This is a genomic window from Streptococcus sp. A23, assembly GCF_043674155.1.
GTDB lineage: Bacteria > Bacillota > Bacilli > Lactobacillales > Streptococcaceae > Streptococcus > Streptococcus suis_V.
In genome coordinates, this window is the sequence record NZ_JBIMJP010000004.1 from 74,603 (window position 1) to 96,871 (window position 22,269).

Below are 22,269 nucleotides of genomic sequence, written 5' to 3' on the forward strand. Positions count from 1 at the left end.
GAAAGCAGGTGCTTACATGACAAATTCTGTAAGTTCACGCCAGCAGGAGAAGTTTGCTATTGCAGCGTTCTTCTCTGGTGTTGGTGGAATTGAGTTGGGTTTTGAGCAGACCAACGAGTTCAGAGTGGTGTATGCCAACGAGTTTGATAAGTATGCCAGACAGACTTATCAGTTGAACTACCCGGATACTTATCTGGACGGGCGTGATATTCACGCAGTATTGCCAGAGGAAATTCCTTCGGAAACAGTCGATGTAATTGTCGGAGGTTTTCCTTGTCAGGCCTTTAGTATCGCAGGCTACCGCAAGGGATTTGAAGATGACCGTGGTGACCTTTTCTTTGAGTTGCTTCGGATGATAGAAGCCAAGAAACCCAAGGCGATTTTTGTCGAGAATGTGAAAAACATGGTTTCTCATGACCACGGCAATACCTTCAAGGTTATCCGTGAAGCCTTGACCGAGAACAACTACTTTATCAAGTGGAAGGTCTTGAACGGCAAAGACTACGGGAACATCCCGCAGAACCGCGAGCGGATCTACATTGTTGGCTTTGACAACAAGGAAGCCTACGATAAATTTGAGTTTCCAGAGGAAATTAAGCTGACCACTGGGCTTCAAGATGTCATTGATTTTGGGGCAAAACCAGAGGAGAATTACTATTATCGTCAAGGGAAACAACCTTTCTTTGACCAGTTGAAAGAGTCTGTTACCAGCCAGGATACGGTTTACCAGTGGCGACGCCAGTATGTAAGGGAAAATAAAAATGGTGTCGTGCCAACCCTGACAGCTAATATGGGAACAGGTGGGCATAATGTCCCCCTCATCTTGACAGACACTGGAGAAATTCGTAAGCTGACACCAAAAGAAACTTTTAACGTTCAAGGTTATCCCAAGACCTTTAAAATTCCAGAAGGTGTATCCAACGGCCAGCTCTATAAACAGGCTGGAAACAGCGTTGTTGTACCAGTTATCAAGCGGATTGCAGATAAAATTGCTGAAGCTATGAAAACTACCAAAGGTATATCACAGTTGGAGCGAACAGGAAATGTTGCGATTATCTATACCAAGATGAATGGTCAGTTTGAAGGGCAGTCTTATGTAAAAGACTTTGTTGCGACTTATGATGAGGCTATTGCTAAATTAGATAGCTACAATGACGGTTTAGGAATTTTGTCAGACGAAGACTATCTACGCTTGGTTAAAAAAGGCGGTCACTTGGAATTTTACAGCATCGCTGTTACGAATAATTAAGTAAGGGGACTAGTGAAAATCTAGTCTTCTTTTGCTATACTATGATTAGAAAATGAGGTAGAGTCTATGTGGGAAAAATTAAAAGCAGAGCAGAAAGAAAAGTATCGGACACTGATTACCAATTTTGCAAGTCTTAGTGAGGCTTTTTCACAAAAGTCTGAATCAGATGAGGAAAATGAAACCTTTAATTATGTAGCTCCGATTATCAATTCCAAGTTCCAAGAAACAGTCTTTCAGAGGGCCTTTCAAGCTATAGGTGAAGATATTGCCAACACTTCCTTTGATGCCTCGGTTATGGTGGACAATCAGTATAAATATCTAGTCGGAATCAAATCTTTCGGCATTCAGTCAGGTGACCAAAAAGTTGCCCAATTCAAGAAAGATTCGCAGAGTTGGACGGAAATTCTGCAAGAAATCAAGTTTAATGCGATAATTGCTCCAGATAAAGAAACGGCCAATAAAAATAATCATTCACTTTACTTGAAATTGGCCAAGGAAATTTCTCTCTTGCGTAACCAGCGGATTGAATCCTCAAAAGCACAAATTCGTGGTTTTGCATCGGATTCAATGGTGGAGTCTGTTTACCATGTCTTAATGCCGACGGCGAAGGGAGCCAAGCCACAAATTTTTGTAGGGGAAACCAGTTACCTTCCTATTGATGTCGAAAATTTACAGATTAAGGGAGCGACCAGTCTAAAAACTCCGACAAATTTTGCCTTTACAGATGGCCAGCATGATTACAAATACACTGCAGCAGATAGCCAGCTCCATATGACTTTTCATAACAAGGATATTGTGGTGGATACATGGGATGTGGACTATGTGGAAGATCCGTTTTATATTTTTGAAAATCTCCACACTTTATCTACGGTTGAGAAAGAAAGTCAAGTTCTTGATACAGTTTCGTGGGTTATCACAGACAAGCATGGTCATGTTGAAGAAAATTCAGGCTTCAATGCTTTCAATGGTGGAGCAAAATTAGCTAAAAAGGATAGACTAACTCGAATTCAAAAAATCCAAGAGGAGTTTGCTAGTCAACTCACTTCTGAAGAGTTGGCATTTGTGACCTATTCCTTGGAAGAAATTTTATTGAAAAAGTGGTCCACTAAAGAAGAAAAAGCAGAGATGAAGAAAATTCGCTCGGACTTGATGAGTTTTGCTCAAGAGTCAGGGATTGAGAGATTGTCTGAAAAACTGGAGAAATTGGTTTACCGTCCAGTTAGTGAAGTTTACATCCCACTGCCTGATTCTAAGAAGTTTCATGATGCTCGACCAGACTTTTTCGGTCACAATGTTGGGACATTTGATGAAACAGGCAAAAAATTGGCACTGTCGAAAGAAGAACGAACTTTTACGCTTCGTTTTCTATCATCAGGAGATGCTATTGAAGCCTACATCAATCAAGAAACAGGCAAGGCTATTCAGTCAGTGGATAGGCAAGATATTCTTGGTGAATGGTTGCTGAGAGGTGTTTTTCAATTGGCTGAGCGTGAAGTACTGACAGGGAAGAAATTAGAATCTCTGGAAATAAATGGTATTCGATTAACCAAATTCAAAAATGGCGAAATCGGTATCGAATTTATTTGGATTGATACGGAAAATCCACCAGCAGATGCGATTGGATGGGTTAGTAGAAAAGGTAAAAAATGACAAATGTAAATAGCAAACTAAAAATCCACCTCCCCTCTCTCATCCCTTTCGGTTTTATCCTCTCTAACAATCATTACATCTACCGTGAGGTCTTCATGGAGGGGCAGTTTGAGGCAGTGGTGGAGGTGGATGAGGCTGGTCAGCTGTCGTCCTATGTTTGGGATTGTGAGATGGAGGAGGTCTATACTGCCCATCTGGTGACTGCGCCAGCTGGGGCTTTTGTGGGTCAGGTGAGAGAAAGTTATCAGTCCATTTTGGCTCGGATAGAGGAAGCCTGCTGTGTCGCTCTGCCATTTTCCAAAGACCAAAGCAACCGCATAGCCCAGCTCATCAAGGAGCAGTGGGGCGACCTTCCTGACTATCCCTTTGCCAAGTTGCCGACCTATGGGGCTTTTCGCCACCCCGACAATAACAAGTGGTACGCCCTGGTCAGTCAGATTCCGAGGGACAAGCTGGATGGGAGCGGTTCTCAAGAAGAGGTGGAGATTGTCAATCTCAAGGTTGACGGTCGGGAAATAGCAGAGCTGCTGAGTCAGTCGGGCGTTTATCCAGCCTACCACATGTCGAAAAAGACCTGGGTGTCGGTCTTGCTGGATGATACGGTGGAGGACCAGACGGTGTTTGCCCTCCTTGAGAAAAGTCGTTATTTGGTGGGACCGAAATCCTACAAGGCGGAGCAAGGGCCTGATTACTGGGTTATTCCAGCCAATCCAAAGGTCTATGATATTGATACCGAGTTTGCGGAAAATAAGATTGTCTATTGGCCACAAAAATCAACCATTCAAGCTGGGGACATCGTAGCCATCTACGTGACGGCACCTGTGCAGGCCATTCGCTATGTCTGCCGTGTCTTGGGGGCGAACCTAGAAAATCACGGAGAGTCAGATATTCCGACAGAAAAGAAACTCATGCAGGTGGAGCTGCTAGCCCAGTTGCCAGATGACATCTTGCCTCGTCAAAGGATGATGGCTCTGGGTGTCAAGGCAGTCCGAGGACCAAGACGGTTGACCAAGGAGGCTATTGAGTACTTGAAATGTCAGCTGAAAGAGTGAAGTAGGTTTGATAGCAGTTTTAAAATTAGGAGGTCCCTATGTCTTTCTACATTGAAAAATCAAGGGGAAGGGTGGCTAGGCATCTTGCTCGTTTTCCTTATTATGCTAGTGAAAAATTCTTGAATCTATTGCAATATCAGGGGACTCAAGAGCATTCTATCATCAGCGACCGCATTTGCAACCTACTTTGAGCGAGTAAAAAGTAGGTTGACTACCGTTGAGAAACTGGAGCTCTATTTTACTCTCTTCAAGGGACGGAGGGATGCCTATGCCAGGTCCTATCTTGCTGAAATTGCTATCCAAGCTGGCGCAGCAGGTATTTGGGTCTCCAATTAAACGGCGGTCCTGCTTCCTTTGATGTCTTGCGCGCCATCGCTGATAGGGTCAATAAACGTGTGCCAATCGTATTTGATAGCGGTGTTCGCCGTGGGTCTCATGTCTTTAAAGTCTTGGCTAACGGTGCCGATATTGTGGCGCTCGGTCGTCCCATTGTCTATGGTCTTGCGCTAGGCGGTGCTCAAGGAACACAAAGTGTTGTCGAGCATTTGAACAAAGAGCTCAAGATTGTCATGCAACTTGCTGGTACTCAAACCATAGAGGACATCAAGCGTGCGCCACTCATTCGTCAGAACCCAATCAATGATTCTTTTTTGGCTGAAGAGAATGTAAAATAATTTCTGGAGAGATTTTCTCAAATAGAAGTGCCATAATAGAGCTAGAATACTACTTAGCTAAGCGAAGGAGGAATGTTTATGAAACTCTATTATGCACCGGGTACTTGTGCTCTTGCCTGTTGGATTTCCTTGGAGTGGTCCGGTTTAGATTATGAGGTTGAGCGAGTTAAGCTGGGTTCGGAAGAGTATCTGAAAGTCAATCCTTTGGGAATGGTGCCGGCCTTGGACGTACCAGATTATAAGATTGTGACTCAGGCCAATGCTGTTTTGAATTATATTGCTGCAAGCAGTCCAGAAAGTCAGTTGGGACCAGATGCAGACCTGCAAGCTCAGACAGAATTTAATGAAATTATGGCCTTCTTGACAGGAGATTTTCATCCATCCTTCTGGCCGATTTTCAGTCCCAACCGCTACACGGTTTCTAAAAAAGCAGATGAACTTGACGCTGTTGTCCAAGCAGCCTATCAACGGGTTGACCGTTCCATGACCTTCCTTGATGGCTTAATTGGCGATACAGACCATGTGTATCGCAACCAACGTACTGTCGCCGACCCCTATGCCTTTGTTATGGCGACTTGGTCGGTCAAAACACCAAAACCGTGGACAGAATACCCAAATCTGGCTCGTTTCATGAAAGCAATGAAAGAGGATGAAGCAGTAGCAAAGGTTTTACAACTATCAAAATAAGTAGATGTGTAAGGGGATCTCAAATTCCCTTATGAGTTTGTAGACAAAGCCTCTTTTAGGACTTTCCTGAGGTGATGCCGGACGGTAGTAAACTTTCTTGTTTCTGGGTTTACTCCTCATACAGTCTCCCAGACTGTTTGAGCTACCTACGGAATTCCATACCTAGCCATTGAGCCTAAGGTCTCAATAGCTCCGAATGCTTGAGACGACAACGTCTCAAGCATTTTCATCATAGCGGAAAGTCTCGATGTAGGCCCGCTTCGCTCGCAAAATGAGACTAATTTTTTAATTTTGCTAGCAGAGCTACTCAGTTTATTTTTCCAAAGTATAGTTTGTCTACATTCTGGTAAGGGAAACTAAAATTATTCCCTTATTTTTTATCCCTAAGTTGTTAAAAAATCAGAACATTCAGAAGTTTTTAGTAATTCTAGCCGATTTTCAGTCATCTTTTTGGTATAATAGGTACTATGGAAAAACTCATTGAATTCAAGGATTTTAGCTTTCAATACAAGGCCCAGCAGGAGCCGACATTGAGGGATATCAACTTAAGTATATATAAAGGTGAGAAAGTCTTGATTGTTGGACCTTCGGGCTCTGGTAAGTCAACACTGGGTCAATGTCTTAACGGCATTATTCCCAATATTTACCAAGGTAGTCATAGTGGCCAGCTCTTGATAGATGGTCAGGAGGCTTTTGACCTATCTATTTATGAAAAATCCCTGCTAGTATCGACTGTTTTGCAGGATACGGACGGTCAGTTTATCGGTCTGTCTGTGGCAGAGGATTTGGCCTTTGCCTTGGAAAATGACATGGAAATTCAAGAACTGATGCAGCAAAAAGTGGCTGATTGGTCCAATCGTTTGGAATTAAACCAGCTTCTCAACCACCGTCCCCAGGACCTGTCTGGTGGACAGAAGCAACGGGTCAGTCTGGCAGGTGTCCTGATTGATGAAAGTCCGATTTTGCTCTTTGATGAACCTCTGGCCAATCTGGATCCCAAGTCTGGACAGGACACCATTGACTTGATTGATCGCCTGCACCAGCAGGAGGGAGCGACCACCATTATCATCGAGCATCGCTTGGAAGATGTTCTTTATAGACAGGTGGACCGCATCGTTCTCATCAATGAGGGACAAATCCTATTCAACGGTCAGCCGGATCAACTCTTGCAGACCAAGCTCTTGGTGGAAAATGGCATCCGCGAGCCACTCTATTTGGCAACCCTACGGGCTATGGGCTACTCTCTGGAGCAGGCAAATTCTTTATCAAGCCTGTCTGGTCTTGATTTGACAGGACTTCAATCAGTGGATTTGCTCTTAGACCGAGAAGAGGTCCTTGCCAAGCCGAGCTTGCTAGAGGTTAAAAACCTGAACTTCTCCTATCCGCAGAAACAGGCCCTCAAGGACATCCATTTCACCTTCTATAAGGGGGAACGTCTGGCTATCATCGGGAAAAATGGAGCCGGAAAATCGACCCTAGCCAAGGCTCTCTGTGGTTTTCTGGATGTGGAAGGAGACTTTATCTGGCAGGGGCAATCCATCAAGGACGATTCGGTCAAAGAACGGGCCGAGCGGATTGGCTATGTCCTGCAAAATCCCAATCAGATGATCAGCCAGACTATGATTTTTGATGAAGTGGCCCTCGGTTTGAGAATGCGTGGAGTGGGTCAAGAAGAAATCGAAAAGCGGGTGCACAAGGCTCTGGAAGTTTGTGGTCTCTATTCATTCCGTAAGTGGCCGATTTCAGCCCTATCCTACGGTCAGAAGAAGCGGGTGACCATTGCCTCCATTTTGGTGCTGGAGCCGGAAATTATTCTGCTGGATGAGCCAACAGCTGGGCAGGATGAGCGTCATTACCGTGAGATGATGGATTTCTTAGACGAGCTCAATCGACAAGGTCATACCATTGTCATGATTACCCACGATATGCAGCTGATGCTGGATTATTCGGACCGGGCCCTGGTTGTGGTGGATGGTCAGATTATTGCGGACCAGTCTCCAGCGGAAATCCTTTCGGATGCCGCTATCATTGACCAGGCTAATTTGAAAGAGACCTCTATTTTCCATTTGGCTCAGAGAATGGGAGTGGACCCTCTGGCCTTGACCAACTACTACATGCAGGAAGAAAGGAGAAGGCTATGAGTCAGCAAGCACTTATCGGCTACCAGCAGGGACGGGGCTTTATTTATGAACTATCTGCTGTCAGCAAGCTCCTCTTTTTCTTGATTGTGTCCATCTTGGCCATGATTACCTACGATACGCGTCTGATTATTTTCATCGCCCTCTTTTCCCTCAGTCTTTTCAAGCTATCGGGCATTGATTACAGGAAGGTGTCTTTCGTTTTGATTTTCACGACCATTTTTGCCCTCCTGAATGCGACCATGGTCTATGTCTTTGCGCCTAAGTATGGGGTCGAACTCTATGGGGCGGAGACTGTCCTTTTCAAAGGTTTGGGGCAATACTCCGTGACTAGCCAGCAATTGTTTTACTTGCTGAATTTGTTGCTCAAGTACTTTTGTACAGTTCCTCTGGCCATTATCTTTTTGATGACAACCCACCCTAGTCAATTTGCCTCCAGCTTGAATACAATCGGGGTACCCTATAAGGTTGCCTACGCTGTTAGTCTGACCATGCGCTACATACCAGATATTCAGGAAGAATTTTATGCCATTCGCATGTCTCAAGAGGCGCGTGGTCTGGAATTGTCCAAGAAAGCCAAATTGATGGACCGGATCAAGGGCAATCTGGCCTTGGTTATCCCTTTGATTTTCAGCTCACTTGGTCGGATTGATACCATTTCAACTGCCATGGAATTGCGCCGTTTCGGAAAAAATAAAAAGCGGACCTGGTACACCTACCAGCCCCTGAAAAAAATGGACTATCTGGTCCTATCCATCATCGCTCTACTGGTTCTAGTAACGATTAGCCTATTCTTTATCAATGATGGTAGGTTTTACAACCCTTGGGCATAAGATAAGAAAAAACGAGTTTCGATTGCGAAACTCGTTTTTGAAATTGTATTCACAAGTAAGGTACATGTAGATAAGTGCTCCGGCACCGAGCTGTGAATACCGGTTCTTATAGTGGTCGTTTATTGGGCATGCCTGCCTTGCGTGGAAACTTATTCGGGGTTTCCTTTTTCTTTTCGACAATGGTCAGGGTACGCGGGTCGCCATTGGGCAGCTCATAATCATGATTCTCCAAGACCTTTGCGAACAAGAGGTTGAGAGCATTTTTGGCCTGGGCCAATTCGTCCTCGGCACTGGATGCTTTGAGGGCAATCAGCTTGCCATTGAGCTTGAGATAGGGGATGGTCAATTCTGATAGGATTTGCATGCGGGCTACTGCACGAGCGGTCACGATATCAAATTGGGCACGGAATTGCTTGTCCTGGGCAAAATCCTCTGCTCGTCCATGGTAGAAATGGACCTTGTCCAATCCCAGCTCCTCAGCCAGAAGGTTCAGGAAATTGATTCGTTTGTTGAGGGAGTCAATGATGGTCACGTCCAGCTCAGGATAGATAATCTTCATGGGCAGGCTAGGAAAACCTGCACCAGCCCCGATGTCCAAGAGTTTGAGTGCTTGATTTTGAATATGACCCTGCAGGATTGGTGCAATAGAATCATAAAAGTGCTTGAGATAAACGTCCTCTTCCTGGGTAATAGCTGTCAGGTTGATTTTTTCGTTCCATTCTACTAGGAGTTCAAAGTAGCGGTGGAATTGGTTTTTCTGCTGGTCTGTTAATTGGATTCCTTGGTCTGCCAAGGTCTTGTAAAATACTTCGGGTTTCATAGTCCTATCTTATCATAATTTTCAACAAAAGAAAAACCTTGGAAGGCGATAGTTGCCTTTCAAGGTTGAGTCTTACTGACCTTGTGAGTCAGCAGATGGAGTGGTTGGTTGTTCAGAAGAATTGCCTGTTTCGGAACCAGTTTCTGTTGATTGAGCATCGCTAGAATTTTCAGTACTCGTATCCTCACTAGTTGTAGGTTCCGTTGAGGACTCTTCGCTCGTCTCACTGGTTGTCCTGCTATAGCTATAGTAGTTATAAACTGGACCAGTATAGCCGTTTATGTAGACGTTGTTTCCATAACGGTAGAGACCGTCAGGTATTTCCCAATCTGCAGTTCCAACAGGATTTAGATAAGTCATCATATTCCGATAGACATCGGTTGCGACACGCATGCCACTATCCAATACTGGAATCTTACGATTGCTGTATCCTGTCCAGACAGCCATAGAGTATTTAGTAGAGAAGCCAACGAAGTTCTCGTCAGGAACAACTATACTACTATAACTTGCTCCAGGAGTAGAGGCAATGATTTCCTTCATCTCATCGTCTGGGTAGTTGGAAGTACCGGTTTTACCAGCTTGAGGAATGCCATAGATGGCAGCATTAGTACCTGGGCCAGATGTCAATACGCTCTTCAACATATCGACCATCATGTAGGCTGTTTCAGGGCTCATTGCACGACTGCCTTCAGGTTCAAACTCAGTAGTTGTTCCGTCGGTGTAGACAATCTTGTTGACATACTGTGGTTTGTAGTAGGTACCACCGTTAGCAAAGGCAGCATAGGCTGCGGCCATTTTTTCACTACTAGCACCGTATTTTTTATCAGGATTGGTTGTGTTGCTGGAAATAGCATTAGAATAGAACATTTCTGGGTAGTCGATACCGAGCTTGTTCAAGAATTTTAATGAATTTTCAAAACCAACAGCCTGTAGTGCCTTGATGGCAGTGGTATTACGAGAAGATTGGATGGCTGTTTTGAGGGTCACATTGCCGAAGTAAGCATTATCCCAGTTATTGACTGGAGTGGTAGTGCCGGGATAATTATAAGGCGCATCCAATATAGTGTCAGCAGTCGATTTATAAATACCCTCTTCAATAGCAGGTGCGTAGTCTGTAATTGGCTTCATAGTAGAACCAAAGTCGCGGTTGGTTTCAACGGCTTGGTTGGTACCTAATGAAGAATTACTGTTTTGATTACGCCCGCCGAGCTGGGCAACGACGTGTCCGTTGGTAACATCGATAACAGTTGAAGCTACCTGGAAGGTTGGATCTGGATAGGCAACATACATATCCGTATTGTAGATATCCCATAATTGCTGTTGTGCAGCTGAGTCAACGTTGGTGTAGACCTCCATACCTGTGGTTAAGAGATTGTAGCCGGTTTTTTCTTCGACTTCATTGATAACCTCTTTCAGGTAGTTGTCCATGTAGGCTGGATAGGCGGGTGCATTTGACAGGGGCTGGAGACCGTCTGTCACCGGTGATAGGACTGCCTGCTCGTGCTGTTCAGCCGTAATGTATTTTTCTTCTAACATTTCTCCTAGAACCAAGTCCCGACGTGCTTTTGCAGTTTCTGGCTGAGTGTAGGGGTCGTATTGGTTAGGAGCCTGGGGCATACCTGCAAGTAAGGCTAATTGAGGAAGAGTTAAATCTTTCAGTTCCTTACCAAAGAATGCATTAGCAGCTGTCTTCATTCCATAATTCCCATTGGACATATTTACTTTATTGATGTAGTAAGTTAATATTTCCTGTTTGGTATTTCTACGTTCTAGCTGCAAGGCTAACCAAGCTTCTTGAATTTTCCGCTTAATATTTTGGTCCTGGGCAGATGTTGAGAAGTAGGTCAACTTAATCAACTGCTGATCCAGTGTCGACCCCCCTTGAAGACGTCCTCCTCGTAGATTATTGAGGAAGGAGCCAGCGATACGAATGACGTCTACACCGCGGTGGTTGAAGTAACGCTGGTCTTCAATGGCTACGATAGCGTTGACCAAGTCGGTCGGAATTTCAGCAGTAGTAGCATTGGAACGTTTTTCTGCCCCCAAGTCCGCAATTAGAGCCCCGTCCTTGTCATAAATCTTACTCGACACGGTCGCAGTAAGAGAGTCTTCTGTCAGTTTAGGAGCTGTAAAGATAAGGAATAGGGTCACAAGACCACCGATAATTACCGTTGTTAAGAATGCGATAATTCCGACGTTTGTGATAAGCAAGAGTGCTTTCTTAAGGGTTGGATTTTTCAACTGAGTCACCACCTAATAGTTTTTCTTCGACAATAGTCAGATAGGGGACGCTGGGATGGGTCCCTAACTGAAAGGCATAGCCATGCTCGCGAACATAGTGCAAGGGCATGGATTTATTGCCCTGAACAGCTTGATAGTAATCTATCAGCTCTTTTGCCGGGAGTAAGTAAGATTCTTTTAATTCTGAAAAGTGTAGAAGGACAAAGCAGATACCGCCTTGCTTGACAACTTCCTGCATATGTTCCAACTGGTGGGCATGAAAGTTTTTCATGGGCATGGAGGTCTTCTGACGGGTTTCCTTGGCTTCAAAGTCAATGTAATGTCCCTTGAAAACGCCGGAATAGTCCGTTGTTGAGGCCTGTCTGAAATAAGCTTCGACAATTTTGGCCCGACTTCGTTTTGGGTAGTCTACCTTGACAATCTGGACAGGGGTCGGTTTCTTATGAATGACCGCAATTCCATGGGAAAGGTAGTAAGCATTGCTCTCATTGATAGCAGCTTCAAAGGACATCCCACGATTGGCAAAATTAACCGTTTCCTTTGCAGAATCTTTTTTTGTTCTAGTGATTTTCCTATTTATCTGATGAGGATAATTGACCATAGAACTCCTTACTGATAAAATAATATCAGCATATTATACCATAATTAGGGAAAAGAGTACAAGAAATGCACATCAAGAGCCTTTTAGTAACAGGCTATCGTCATACTGATTTGGGAATTTTTTCAGATAAGGATACAAAATTAGTCATCATCAAAGAGGCTATTCGCAGAGACCTGATCAAGTTTTTAGAAAATGATGGGGTAGAGTGGTTTATTCTGACTGGAAATCTGGGCTTTGAGTATTGGTGTTTGGAAGTTTTGTTGGATTTGAGGCAGGAAGGCTATGACTTTCAGATAGCTACCATTTTTTCCTTTGAAAGCCATGGAGAGAATTGGAACGAAGCTAACCAAGTCAAGCTAGCCCGATTTAAGCAGGTCGATTTTGTTAAATACCTCTATGTTCGCTATGAAAATCCTGGGCAATTTAAGCTGATTAACCAGTTCTTGTTGGACCATACGGAGGGAGCCTATTTATTCTATGATCCTGAAAATGAAACAAACTTGAAATATCTCTATACTTCAATCGTAAACAAAGAAGATTATACTGTTAAGGTACTGAGTTTTGATGATTTAAATGAAGTAGCGGAAAATTTTTCTAATTCTGAGTGATTTGGCTTGATTTTTCCTTATTTTTTTTAATATAATAGAAGTAGTGATGTTTAAAGAAAAGGATGAGACAGATGGCGAGTATTAAGTTGACGACAAAGGATATCTTTGAGCAGGATTTTAAGATTGGTTTTCGTGGTTATGATCAAGACGAGGTCAATGATTTTCTTGATGAAATCATGAAGGATTACGATGCCTATGAAGCCATTGTAAAGGAATTGAAGGGCGAGATCGCTAGGCTTAAAGCCCAGCTGGCAAATACTTCTCGTCAACCAGCCCCTGTTGCAGAGGAGCCAGAAGCTTTCCGTGCAGAGCGGATGAGTTCAGCCACAAACTTTGATATTCTCCGTCGCATCAATCGTCTGGAGAAAGAAGTCTTTGGTAAACAGATTGCCCAAGAGTAGTAGATAGACATGTGTAATTTTCGGATAATCGCGTGGTAGTAATCTACCATGAGGAAAGTCCATGCTAGCACCAGCTGCAATGCTGGTAGTGTTTGTGCTAGGCGAACCAATAAGCCTAGGGACGTCTTTGACGTTACGGCGGTTAAAATGGCTACGTCCTTGGATATGCCAGAGTAGGCCTGAAAGTGCCACAGTGACGAAGTTTTTATGGAAACGTAAAAAATGGAACGCGGTAAACCCCTCAAGCTAGCAACCCAAACTTTGGTCGGGGCATGGGATGGATGGAACGGTACTCCCAGAGTAGAACAGAAATCCTGACTGCGTAAGCGGTAGACAGATGATTATCGAAGGTGGTAGGACCTAGTACCACTGGAACAAAACATGGCTTATAGAAAATTGCATAATAGGTGGCTAGCTTTGCTAGCTTTTATTATAGAGGAAAAAGATGAAAAAACAATTTGAATTGATTGCGACAGCGGCGGCTGGTTTAGAGGCGGTCGTTGGTCGTGAAATTCGAGAACTGGGCTACGACTGTCAGGTTGAAAATGGGCGCGTGCGTTTCCAAGGTGATGTCAAATCTATCATTGAAACCAACCTTTGGTTGCGTTCGGCAGACCGGATTAAAATTATCGTGGGGAGTTTTCCCGCACGCACCTTTGAGGAACTCTTCCAGGGGGTCTTTGCCTTGGACTGGGAAAACTATCTACCCTTGGGCAGTAAATTTCCTATTTCAAAAGCCAAATGTGTCAAATCCATGCTCCACAATGAGCCGAGTGTACAGGCCATTTCTAAAAAGGCTGTCGTGAAAAAGTTGCAAAAGCATTTTTCGCGTCCAGAAGGCGTTCCCTTGCAGGAAGTTGGGGCAGAGTTTAAGATTGAAGTCTCCATCCTGAAAGATGTGGCCACGGTATTGATTGACACGACGGGTTCCAGCCTCTTCAAACGTGGCTACCGCGTTGAAAAAGGTGGCGCGCCCATTAAGGAAAATATGGCGGCAGCCATTTTACAGCTGTCTAACTGGTACCCAGACAAGCCTTTGATTGATCCGACTTGTGGTTCGGGCACTTTCTGTATTGAGGCGGCCATGTTGGCTAAGAATATGGCTCCGGGGCTCAAACGCAGTTTTGCCTTTGAAGAATGGCCTTGGGTTGATGAGGAGCTGGTTGCACAAGCTCGCAAAAATGCGCAGGCAGCGGTTAAATCTGACCTAGTCTTGGACATTGCCGGTTCAGACATCGATGCCCGTATGGTCGAAATGGCCAAGAAAAATGCCTTTGCGGCCGAAGTAGACCAAGATATTGTCTTTAAGCAAATGCGCCTGCAGGACTTGCATACAGACAAGATAAATGGTGTTATTATTTCAAACCCACCTTACGGTGAGCGTTTGTTGGATGATGAGGCCATTATCAAGCTCTACCAAGAAATGGGGCAGACCTTTGAGCCTTTGAAAACATGGTCTAAATTTATCTTGACCAGCGACGAGCAATTTGAGCAGCGGTTTGGAAAACAAGCAGATAAAAAACGGAAATTATACAATGGTACGCTGAAGGTTGACTTGTATCAATTCTTTGGTCAACGAGTAAAACGTTCATAAAATAAAGTGAGGTAGATATGTCAAAGAAACATGAGAAGGCACAAGCAGAGCCAGTTAAGGACGAGCAGATTCTGGACTTTGAAGCAGCAAAAGATATGACCATCGGTCAGGCAGCACAAAAACAGCAGGAAATTGAGGCTGGCATTACCGATACGGATGGCCTTTTAGACCGCTACATCAAGCAACACCGAGATGAGATTGAATCTCAAAAATTTGAGACAAGAACAATCCCTGTCATCAAGGATTCGACTGTTATTCCGGTGGTTGAATCAGCTAGCTTGACTTCGGATGAGTTGGAAACGGCAGCTGCAGCTGTGGCAGCACATTCACAAGAAGAACCGAAGCCAGTTGAGTCAAGCCCTGTTGTTGAGCCTCTAAAAACTCCTGCAGAAGAAGTCGCTTATTTTGATTTGACAGATGGATCCGAAGAAAAGCCCAAGAAAAAAGGATTCTGGATTTTTGGAACCCTCTTGGCGGCATTGATTGCTATTTTAGCTTCCCTCTTTTTCTGGATGAACCAAAATAATGCAGGTCAGACAGCTTCTAGCACTTCGTCATCAAGTTCGACCAAACAGTCTTCTAGTACAACCTCATCAAGCTCAACTCCATCCGAGTTTACAGACTTTACCAAGCTGTACGAGAGCTTCTTTACGGATTCGAGCTTGTCTAAATTGAAGAATTCAGAATTTGGTAAATTAGAGGAATTAAAGGCACTCTTGGACAAGATTGATCCAGACAGTGATGCTTATAAGGAAGCCAAGGCCAACTATGATAAATTAGAAAAAGCTATCGCAGCTGTCAACGGCATCAATGAACAATTTGATAAGCCGATTCTTGTTGATGGCGAATTGGATACCACGGCGACTGTTAAGGCTGGAGCAACTCTAGAAGCGGTTGCGACTGGAATCAGCGGTGTTGATGCGACGATCACTTCAGCTGTAAACTTTGCTCGATCACAAGAGGAAAACCAACAGGCTGTTGCTGGAGCGGTCGCACCGGCTGAACAAGCAGCGCCAGCTGCCCAGGCTGGAACCCCAGCACCAGCTCCTGCAGAATCAAGTGCAGCATCAGCGCTTGCCAGCGCGTCAACAAGTCCTGCCGAAGTGCAAAATGCAGCATCCCAATTCGGGATTCCAGTTCCTCCTGGTGTGACCTTGCAACGTCACTTGAGCCGCGTGCCTTATAACCAAGCCATGATTGATGACGTTAACAATCCTGCTTGGACCTTTAACCCAGGTATTTTGGAAAAAATTGTCGAAACATCTCAAAAACGTGGCTATATCACAGGTAATCAGTATATCTTGGAGAAGGTCAATATCATCAATGGTAATGGCTACTACAATATGTTTAAACCAGATGGCACCTATCTCTTTTCTATCAATGCTAAGACCGGTTACTTTGTCGGAAATGCGCGTGGAAATGCAGATGCCTTAGATTATTAGGAACATAAGAAAAAAGCGGGAGACCGCTTTTTTCTTATGTTATGGTGTGGTTTCAATTTCATCTACAGACAAAACTGCCTGGCTGGAATGGACGAGATAGGTCGTTCCGTCTTCAAAGCGAATTTGCAATTGGTCGCCATCGCTGTAATCAGTCCACTCTTTGACCTTACCAGTCTTGATGCTTCCATCGGGAAGTTTGACCTGGGCATAATTGAAGGTATAGTTGGTGTCAAAAAATGTCTTGTTACCGCAAGCTGACAGCATCATCAGGCTAGCCAGTGCCAGAGCAACAAGAAGGATTTTCTTCATACCAAGCTCCTTAAATGGGTTTTCGTTCAAAGGCATCTATCGAAATGCCCTGAGAAAGGATTAGTTTGGCCCATTCTTTGGCAGAATGGAGGCTGTGGTCCTTGTAGTTACCACAAGACTCGATGGTTGTCCCAGGAACATCTTCCCAGCTAATGCCGTCTGCGATTTCTTCCAAACTAGATTTAATGACTTCAGCGATTTGGACAGAATCTTGCTTGCCCCACATAATCATGTGAAAACCGGTTCGGCAACCGAAAGGTGAGCAGTCTATGAGTCCGTCAATCCGTTGGCGAATCAGCTTAGCCAGCAGGTGTTCAATGGTGTGCAACCCCGCTGTATCCATGGCATTTTCATTGGGTTGGATGAGGCGAATATCAAAGTTGGTGATGACATCACCCTTTGGTCCAATCTCCTCAGAAATCAAGCGGATATACGGGGCTTTGACGATAGTGTGGTCCAGTTCAAAACTTTCTACAATAACTTCTTTGGTCATAATTTCCTCCATTTGGGTTGATGAAAACATTATACCATATTTGTCAATTTGCAATTGTGAAATCGTTTAAATTATGGTAAAATAGATTCAGATTTTGTGTAATGCAAAATAAAATTGAAAGAGGTAGGAAGATGGATATCATTACACTTGTAGTGACCTTGATTTCTGCTCTCATTGGTTTAGTAATTGGTTACTTTGCCATTTCTTTGAAGATGAAAGCTGCAAAAGAAACTGCAGAATTGACACTTTTGAATGCTGAACAAGAAGCAAGTAATGTTCGTGGTCGTGCGGAAGATCAAGCTGAAGCTATTTTAAAAACAGCTGAGCGTGATCGCCAAACCTTGAAAAAAGAATTACTCTTGGAGGCCAAGGAAGAGGCTCGTAAATATCGAGAAGAAGTAGCAAATGAATTTAAGTCAGAACGACAAGAATTAAAGCAAATTGAGTCACGATTGACTGAACGTGCTAGTAGCTTAGATCGTAAAGATGATAATTTAACAAACAAAGAGAAGGCTTTGGAGCAAAAAGAACAAAGCCTGACAGATAAAACTAAACATATTGATGAGCGTGAGCAAGAAGTCGCGAAATTAGAAGAGCAGAAAGCTCTTGAGTTGGAACGCGTTGCTTCGCTGAGCCAGGAAGAAGCCAAAGAGCAGATTCTTGCAGCGACTCGTGATAAATTGACCCACGAGATTGCAACCCGTATCAAGGAGGCTGAGCGAGAGGTCAAAGAGCGGTCTGATAAGATGGCCAAAGACCTTCTAGCGCAGGCCATGCAGCGAATTTCGGGTGAATATGTTGCGGAACAAACTATTACCTCGGTTCATCTGCCGGATGATGCCATGAAGGGCCGAATTATCGGTCGCGAAGGTCGCAACATCCGTACCTTTGAAAGCTTGACAGGGATTGACGTTATCATTGATGATACGCCTGAGGTAGTTGTCCTTTCCGGTTTTGACCCGATTCGCCGGGAGATCGCGCGGATGACCATGGAGACTCTGCTTCAGGACGGTCGTATCCACCCGGCTCGTATCGAGGAGTTGGTGGAGAAATACCGTGTTGAGATGGATAACCGCATCCGTGAATATGGTGAAGCGGCTGCCTATGAAGTAGGCGCTCCTAACCTGCATCCTGACTTGATTAAGATTATGGGACGTCTGCATTTCCGTACCTCCTACGGTCAGAATGTGCTCCGTCACTCGATTGAGGTGGCCAAGTTGTCAGGTATTTTGGCTGCAGAGTTGGGTGAGAATGTTAATTTGGCCCGCCGTGCTGGATTCTTGCATGACGTCGGTAAGGCGATTGACCGCGAGGTGGACGGTAGCCACGTTGAGATTGGTACAGAATTGACCAAGAAATACAAGGAACATCCAGTGGTTGTCAATACGGTTGCCAGCCACCACGGTGATGTGGAAGCGACCAGCACCATTGCAGTAATCGTTGCTGCAGCGGATGCCCTCAGTGCAGCCCGTCCAGGTTCCCGTCGTGAATCGATGGAGGCCTATATCAAGCGTCTCCAAGACCTGGAAGAAATTGCCCATAGCTTTGACGGCATCAAGCAGGCTTATGCTATCCAGGCAGGTCGTGAGATTCGGATTATCGTTCATCCAAATAGAATCAGTGATGATAAGATTACGATTCTGGCTCATGATGTCCGTGAGAAAATTGAAAATAATCTGGATTATCCAGGAAATATCAAGATTACGGTCATCCGTGAGACGCGAGCAACTGACATTGCAAAATAAGACAGAAGGAGCTTCGGCTCTTTTTGTTGTTCTTCAAGAGCCGGAAAAATCTGGTTTCCAGATTTAAAATCAGTTGATATTTGCTGAGAATTTTGCTACACTAGAATGAAAGATTTAAAGGAGATAACATGCAGGAAAGAGGCTTACTCATCGTATTTTCCGGTCCTTCTGGTGTAGGGAAAGGAACAGTTCGGCAGGAAATTTTTAGCCATCCAGGTAATAAATTTGAGTATTCGGTGTCTATGACGACCCGGGCTCAGCGTCCAGGTGAGGTGGACGGGGTTGATTATCATTTCCGGAGCCGAGAGGAGTTTGAGGAGTTGATTCGTCAGGGACAAATGCTGGAATACGCTGAGTATGTTGGCAACTACTACGGTACACCCTTGACCTATGTCAATGAAACCCTGGACAAGGGAATCGATGTCTTTCTTGAGATTGAGGTCCAGGGTGCCCTCCAGGTCAAGAAAAAAGTGCCAGATGCAGTTTTTATTTTCCTAACTCCGCCAGATTTGGAAGAGCTCAAAGACCGTTTGGTCGGTCGTGGGACAGACTCGGAAGAGGTTATTGCCAAGCGGATTGAGCGTGCCAAGGAAGAGATTGCTCTCATGCGTGAGTATGACTATGCCATTGTCAATGATGAGGTGCCAAAGGCAGCGGAATTGGTCAAGCGCGTGATTGAGGCGGAACATTTCCGTGTGGACCGTGTGATTGGCAAGTACAACGACATGATTAAAAATATTTAAGTTAGAAAAGAGAATAAGTCCTATGATGTTAAAACCGTCTATTGATACCTTGTTGGACAAGGTACCATCTAAGTATTCATTGGTTATTTTGGAGGCTAAGCGTGCTCACGAATTGGAGGCAGGCGCTAAGCCAACGCAAGAATTTACTTCTGTAAAATCAACCCTCCGTGCCTTGGAAGAAATCGAGGCAGGCAATGTGGTCATCCATCCAGACCCAGAAGCGAAACGTGAGGCTGTTCGTCGCAAGGCTGAAGAAGCAAAACGCTTGGCTGAAGAAGAAGAGCGCAAAATCAAAGAACAAATCGCCAAAGAAAAAGAAGACGGCGAGAAAATCTAAATTCAAAACTCGGCTGGGGGACCATCCGGGTTTCTTTTCCATTTGATAGTCTTTTGAAGTATTTATTGAACCATTGATAAAAGAGTGAAACCTATCCAAACCATCACGAAAGGAGGATCTATGTACGCACAGATTATCGTAGACGTGCCGCTCATGCAGACGGACCAAGCCTATACCTATCTAGTGTCTGAAGAATTTGAGGCGGGAATTGTACCTGGTATCCGAGTCCATGTGCCCTTTGGAAAGGGTAATCGGCTGATTCAGGGCATCGTGGTCGGCTTGACTGAGGAATTGCCAGAGGGGACCCAGGACATCAAGCCCATTGTGGAAGTGCTGGACTATTCGCCAGTCCTCAACAAGGAGCAATTTTGGCTGGCAGACCAGATGCGCAAGACGGTATTCGCCTACAAAATCACCCTGCTCAAGGCTATGCTACCCAGCCTCCTCAACTCAACCTATGACAAAATTCTCCGTCCTGGGCTTGGTTTGGAAATAGCAGAGCAGGAAAGCCTGTTTGGCGGTAGGGACCAGGTCCGTTTTTCAGACCTGGATGTGTCTGAGCAGGCCCGCATCATGCGGCTTGCCCAGGCAGGCAAAATCTTGGTCGACTATGTGGCCAAGGACAAAAAGCAAATCAAGACTGAAAAATGGTACCGGGTAAATCGGGACCAGCTCATGCAAGCAGAGATACCCGCCCGTGCCAAGAAACGGCTGGCTTTGAAGGCCTACTTACTGGAACATACTGATGAACAGCCTCTAGCCAGCTTGAAAAAGGACTTTTCAGCTGATACGCTCCGCTATTTCCAAGAAAATGCCTATATAGAAGTCTGGGAGGAGGAGGTCTCGCGGACCCAAGCTCTCTTTGATAAGGTAGGGGTCAGCCAGGCGCTTTCCCTCAATCCAGAGCAGGCCATAGCGGTCAAGGAAATCCTGTCCAAGGTCGGCCAGGAGAGCCAGACCTATCTGCTGCAGGGGGTGACAGGCTCTGGCAAGACAGAGGTCTATCTGCAGGTCATTGACCAGGTCCTCAAGATGGGTAAGACGGCTATCATGCTGGTGCCGGAGATTTCGCTGACGCCCCAGATGACCAATCGTTTTATCGCGCGTTTCAGCCAGCAGGTGGCCATCCTGCACTCAGGCCTGTCAGACGGGGAGAAGTACGACGAGTGGCGTAAGATTGAGCGGGGGGAGGCCCAGGTGGTGGTCGGTGCCAGGTCGGCGATTTTTGCTCCCTTAAAAAATCTAGGAGCCATTATCATCGATGAGGAGCATGAGGCGACCTATAAGCAGGACTCCAATCCTCGCTACCATGCCAGAGACGTGGCAAAGCTGCGGGCGGACTACAACCAGGCTGTCCTGGTTTTGGGGTCGGCTACGCCAAGCCTAGAAACTCGTGCCCGTGCCAGTCGCGGTCTTTACGGTAGGCTGGTCCTCAATCAGCGAGCCAATCCGCAGGCCAGGATACCAGAGGTCCAGGTCATTGATTTCAGAGATTATATCGGCCAGCATGAGGCTAGTAATTTTACGCCGGTTTTGATAGAAAAAATCCAGGAAAAGCTGGCTCGTAAGGAGCAGGTGGTCCTCATGCTCAATCGCCGTGGCTATTCTTCCTTTGTCATGTGTCGGGATTGTGGGACGGTGGACCAGTGTCCAAACTGTGATATTTCTTTGACCCTACACATGGACAGCCGGTCTATGAATTGCCACTATTGCAATTTTCAAAAGCCCATTCCCCAGGTCTGTCCTAACTGTCAGAGTCGGGCCATTCGCTACTACGGTACGGGGACCCAGAAGGCCTATGATGAGTTGCAGGAATTGCTGCCGAATGCTCGTATCCTTCGGATGGATGTGGACACGACCAAGAAAAAAGGTGCCCATGAGGCCCTTTTGGAGAAATTTGGTCGACAGGAGGCAGATATCTTGCTGGGGACCCAGATGATTGCCAAGGGACTGGACTTTCCAAATGTGACCTTGGTAGGGGTGCTCAATGCGGATACGGCGCTGAATTTGCCAGACTTCAGGTCATCCGAGCGGACCTTCCAATTATTGACCCAGGTGGCTGGTCGAGCAGGTCGGGCAGACAAGGAGGGGGAGGTCATTATCCAGACCTATAATCCCAATCATTATGCCATTGCCTTTGCCAAGAACCAGGACTACGAGGGCTTCTATCAGTATGAGATGGGCATTCGGAAAAGTCTGGGCTATCCGCCTTACTATTTCACGGTGGGCTTGACCTTTTCTCATAAGTCGGAGGATCTTGTCATCAAAAAGGCCTATGAGACGGTGCAGCTCTTGCGGGAGAACTTGACGGAGCAGATTCAGATTTTGGGGCCGACGCCCAAGCCTATCGCCCGTACCCATAATCTTTACCATTATCAAATCATTCTCAAGTACCGGCGGGAGGAGCAGCTGGAGCAGGTCCTCAATCGGATTTTGGACTGGACCCAGGAGCGGGACAACCAGGACTTGCGCCTGGTGATTGATAATGAACCGCAAAATATGATGTGATACTCTTTGAACATTGACAGTATCTGTTCTTGAGGTACAATATATGAGGTTGGACAGGTGTGTCCAGCCTTTTTGCTATATAGATTTCAAGTCCCAGTTAAGGCAATTATCCATAAAAATGGTATAATTAAGGGATACTAAATA

At 45.3% G+C, this 22,269-nt stretch carries 21 protein-coding genes, 1 other RNA gene and 1 pseudogene; 18 read left to right on the forward strand and 5 right to left on the reverse strand.

Features of this window, described 5'->3' with window-relative positions:
• Positions 1-16: 16 nt before the first annotated feature.
• The 9 genes and pseudogenes from ACHBIE_RS03500 (at position 17) to ACHBIE_RS03540 (ending at position 8,283) form a co-directional block, all read left to right on the forward strand.
• Positions 17-1,249, forward strand: coding sequence for a DNA cytosine methyltransferase (locus ACHBIE_RS03500; RefSeq protein WP_394732726.1), 1,233 nt, complete (start codon positions 17-19; stop codon positions 1,247-1,249).
• Positions 1,250-1,315: 66 nt separating this feature from the next.
• Positions 1,316-2,899, forward strand: coding sequence for a hypothetical protein (locus ACHBIE_RS03505; protein WP_394732727.1), 1,584 nt, complete (start codon positions 1,316-1,318; stop codon positions 2,897-2,899).
• Positions 2,896-3,951 (forward strand): MmcQ/YjbR family DNA-binding protein, encoded by a 1,056-nt coding sequence (locus tag ACHBIE_RS03510; protein WP_394732728.1) that lies wholly within the window; start codon positions 2,896-2,898, stop codon positions 3,949-3,951. Before ACHBIE_RS03505 ends, ACHBIE_RS03510 begins: the two co-directional genes overlap by 4 nt.
• 38 nt (positions 3,952-3,989) lie before the next feature.
• Positions 3,990-4,142 carry a hypothetical protein gene (locus tag ACHBIE_RS03515; protein WP_394732729.1) on the forward strand — a complete coding sequence of 51 codons (153 nt, stop codon included), beginning with the start codon at positions 3,990-3,992 and terminating at the stop codon, positions 4,140-4,142.
• 16 nt (positions 4,143-4,158) lie between these two features.
• Positions 4,159-4,287 carry a hypothetical protein gene (locus ACHBIE_RS03520; protein ID WP_394732730.1) on the forward strand — a complete coding sequence of 43 codons (129 nt, stop codon included), beginning with the start codon at positions 4,159-4,161 and terminating at the stop codon, positions 4,285-4,287.
• A pseudogene (locus tag ACHBIE_RS03525) lies at positions 4,263-4,625 on the forward strand (alpha-hydroxy-acid oxidizing protein); the annotation flags it as partial. The gene ACHBIE_RS03520 and the pseudogene ACHBIE_RS03525, both read left to right, overlap by 25 nt.
• A 78-nt stretch (positions 4,626-4,703) precedes the next feature.
• A complete protein-coding gene (locus ACHBIE_RS03530; protein WP_167785757.1) occupies positions 4,704-5,312 on the forward strand; it encodes a glutathione S-transferase family protein in 609 nt (202 codons plus the stop codon).
• Positions 5,313-5,779: 467 nt separating this feature from the next.
• Positions 5,780-7,453: an ABC transporter ATP-binding protein gene (locus ACHBIE_RS03535; RefSeq protein WP_394732731.1), complete on the forward strand. Its 1,674-nt coding sequence runs from the start codon at positions 5,780-5,782 to the stop codon at positions 7,451-7,453.
• Positions 7,450-8,283 carry an energy-coupling factor transporter transmembrane protein EcfT gene (locus ACHBIE_RS03540; protein WP_105111212.1) on the forward strand — a complete coding sequence of 278 codons (834 nt, stop codon included), beginning with the start codon at positions 7,450-7,452 and terminating at the stop codon, positions 8,281-8,283. Before ACHBIE_RS03535 ends, ACHBIE_RS03540 begins: the two co-directional genes overlap by 4 nt.
• 106 nt (positions 8,284-8,389) lie before the next feature.
• Here ACHBIE_RS03540 and rsmG read toward each other — a convergent pair whose 3' ends face one another.
• The 3 genes from rsmG to recU all read right to left on the reverse strand — a co-directional run bounded on the left by rsmG (position 8,390) and on the right by recU (position 11,945).
• Complete coding sequence (gene rsmG / locus ACHBIE_RS03545; RefSeq protein ID WP_394732732.1) at positions 8,390-9,103, reverse strand: 16S rRNA (guanine(527)-N(7))-methyltransferase RsmG; 714 nt, start codon at positions 9,101-9,103, stop codon at positions 8,390-8,392.
• A gap of 72 nt (positions 9,104-9,175) precedes the next feature.
• Complete coding sequence (gene pbp1a, locus ACHBIE_RS03550) at positions 9,176-11,293, reverse strand: penicillin-binding protein PBP1A (protein ID WP_394732755.1); 2,118 nt, start codon at positions 11,291-11,293, stop codon at positions 9,176-9,178.
• A gap of 31 nt (positions 11,294-11,324) precedes the next feature.
• On the reverse strand, positions 11,325-11,945 hold the full coding sequence (recU, locus tag ACHBIE_RS03555) for a Holliday junction resolvase RecU (RefSeq protein WP_105111215.1): 621 nt from the start codon (positions 11,943-11,945) through the stop codon (positions 11,325-11,327).
• 71 nt (positions 11,946-12,016) lie between these two features.
• Between recU and ACHBIE_RS03560 the strand changes: the two genes are divergently transcribed.
• The 5 genes from ACHBIE_RS03560 (at position 12,017) to ACHBIE_RS03580 (ending at position 15,990) form a co-directional block, all read left to right on the forward strand.
• Positions 12,017-12,553: an SLOG family protein gene (locus tag ACHBIE_RS03560; protein WP_172009498.1), complete on the forward strand. Its 537-nt coding sequence runs from the start codon at positions 12,017-12,019 to the stop codon at positions 12,551-12,553.
• A gap of 71 nt (positions 12,554-12,624) precedes the next feature.
• Positions 12,625-12,954: a cell division regulator GpsB gene (gene gpsB, locus ACHBIE_RS03565; RefSeq protein WP_172022718.1), complete on the forward strand. Its 330-nt coding sequence runs from the start codon at positions 12,625-12,627 to the stop codon at positions 12,952-12,954.
• 16 nt (positions 12,955-12,970) lie between these two features.
• Positions 12,971-13,348, forward strand: an RNA gene (gene rnpB, locus ACHBIE_RS03570) — RNase P RNA component class B.
• 51 nt (positions 13,349-13,399) lie between these two features.
• Positions 13,400-14,548 carry a class I SAM-dependent RNA methyltransferase gene (locus ACHBIE_RS03575; protein WP_394732733.1) on the forward strand — a complete coding sequence of 383 codons (1,149 nt, stop codon included), beginning with the start codon at positions 13,400-13,402 and terminating at the stop codon, positions 14,546-14,548.
• Between the two features lie 17 nt (positions 14,549-14,565).
• Positions 14,566-15,990: a cell division site-positioning protein MapZ family protein gene (locus tag ACHBIE_RS03580; RefSeq protein ID WP_105111219.1), complete on the forward strand. Its 1,425-nt coding sequence runs from the start codon at positions 14,566-14,568 to the stop codon at positions 15,988-15,990.
• 39 nt (positions 15,991-16,029) lie between these two features.
• Here ACHBIE_RS03580 and ACHBIE_RS03585 read toward each other — a convergent pair whose 3' ends face one another.
• A complete protein-coding gene (locus ACHBIE_RS03585; protein ID WP_394732734.1) occupies positions 16,030-16,299 on the reverse strand; it encodes a hypothetical protein in 270 nt (89 codons plus the stop codon).
• A gap of 10 nt (positions 16,300-16,309) precedes the next feature.
• Entirely contained in the window at positions 16,310-16,792 is a 483-nt protein-coding gene (locus tag ACHBIE_RS03590) for an S-ribosylhomocysteine lyase (protein WP_105111221.1), read from the reverse strand.
• A 131-nt stretch (positions 16,793-16,923) separates the two neighbouring features.
• Between ACHBIE_RS03590 and ACHBIE_RS03595 the strand changes: the two genes are divergently transcribed.
• The 4 genes from ACHBIE_RS03595 to ACHBIE_RS03610 all read left to right on the forward strand — a co-directional run bounded on the left by ACHBIE_RS03595 (position 16,924) and on the right by ACHBIE_RS03610 (position 22,125).
• Positions 16,924-18,537: a ribonuclease Y gene (locus ACHBIE_RS03595; RefSeq protein WP_170242891.1), complete on the forward strand. Its 1,614-nt coding sequence runs from the start codon at positions 16,924-16,926 to the stop codon at positions 18,535-18,537.
• 128 nt (positions 18,538-18,665) lie between these two features.
• Positions 18,666-19,280, forward strand: coding sequence for a guanylate kinase (gene gmk / locus ACHBIE_RS03600; RefSeq protein WP_105111223.1), 615 nt, complete (start codon positions 18,666-18,668; stop codon positions 19,278-19,280).
• 22 nt (positions 19,281-19,302) lie between these two features.
• Positions 19,303-19,617 (forward strand): DNA-directed RNA polymerase subunit omega, encoded by a 315-nt coding sequence (rpoZ, locus tag ACHBIE_RS03605; RefSeq protein ID WP_105111224.1) that lies wholly within the window; start codon positions 19,303-19,305, stop codon positions 19,615-19,617.
• 120 nt (positions 19,618-19,737) lie between these two features.
• Complete coding sequence (locus ACHBIE_RS03610; protein ID WP_394732735.1) at positions 19,738-22,125, forward strand: primosomal protein N'; 2,388 nt, start codon at positions 19,738-19,740, stop codon at positions 22,123-22,125.
• Positions 22,126-22,269: the final 144 nt, after the last annotated feature.

Bases quoted from the DNA above. Each gene is read 5' to 3' on its own strand.
- rsmG (WP_394732732.1), bottom strand. From the start codon at position 9,103: ATGAAACCCGAAGTATTTTACAAGACCTTGGCAGACCAAGGAATCCAA.
- gpsB (WP_172022718.1), top strand. From the start codon at position 12,625: ATGGCGAGTATTAAGTTGACGACAAAGGATATCTTTGAGCAGGATTTT.
- ACHBIE_RS03515 (WP_394732729.1), top strand. From the start codon at position 3,990: ATGTCTTTCTACATTGAAAAATCAAGGGGAAGGGTGGCTAGGCATCTT.
- ACHBIE_RS03575 (WP_394732733.1), top strand. From the start codon at position 13,400: ATGAAAAAACAATTTGAATTGATTGCGACAGCGGCGGCTGGTTTAGAG.
- ACHBIE_RS03595 (WP_170242891.1), top strand. From the start codon at position 16,924: ATGGATATCATTACACTTGTAGTGACCTTGATTTCTGCTCTCATTGGT.
- ACHBIE_RS03610 (WP_394732735.1), top strand. From the start codon at position 19,738: ATGTACGCACAGATTATCGTAGACGTGCCGCTCATGCAGACGGACCAA.
- rpoZ (WP_105111224.1), top strand. From the start codon at position 19,303: ATGATGTTAAAACCGTCTATTGATACCTTGTTGGACAAGGTACCATCT.
- ACHBIE_RS03510 (WP_394732728.1), top strand. From the start codon at position 2,896: ATGACAAATGTAAATAGCAAACTAAAAATCCACCTCCCCTCTCTCATC.
- ACHBIE_RS03540 (WP_105111212.1), top strand. From the start codon at position 7,450: ATGAGTCAGCAAGCACTTATCGGCTACCAGCAGGGACGGGGCTTTATT.
- ACHBIE_RS03535 (WP_394732731.1), top strand. From the start codon at position 5,780: ATGGAAAAACTCATTGAATTCAAGGATTTTAGCTTTCAATACAAGGCC.
- ACHBIE_RS03530 (WP_167785757.1), top strand. From the start codon at position 4,704: ATGAAACTCTATTATGCACCGGGTACTTGTGCTCTTGCCTGTTGGATT.
- ACHBIE_RS03505 (WP_394732727.1), top strand. From the start codon at position 1,316: ATGTGGGAAAAATTAAAAGCAGAGCAGAAAGAAAAGTATCGGACACTG.
- recU (WP_105111215.1), bottom strand. From the start codon at position 11,945: ATGGTCAATTATCCTCATCAGATAAATAGGAAAATCACTAGAACAAAA.
- ACHBIE_RS03580 (WP_105111219.1), top strand. From the start codon at position 14,566: ATGTCAAAGAAACATGAGAAGGCACAAGCAGAGCCAGTTAAGGACGAG.
- ACHBIE_RS03590 (WP_105111221.1), bottom strand. From the start codon at position 16,792: ATGACCAAAGAAGTTATTGTAGAAAGTTTTGAACTGGACCACACTATC.
- ACHBIE_RS03500 (WP_394732726.1), top strand. From the start codon at position 17: ATGACAAATTCTGTAAGTTCACGCCAGCAGGAGAAGTTTGCTATTGCA.
- gmk (WP_105111223.1), top strand. From the start codon at position 18,666: ATGCAGGAAAGAGGCTTACTCATCGTATTTTCCGGTCCTTCTGGTGTA.
- ACHBIE_RS03585 (WP_394732734.1), bottom strand. From the start codon at position 16,299: ATGAAGAAAATCCTTCTTGTTGCTCTGGCACTGGCTAGCCTGATGATG.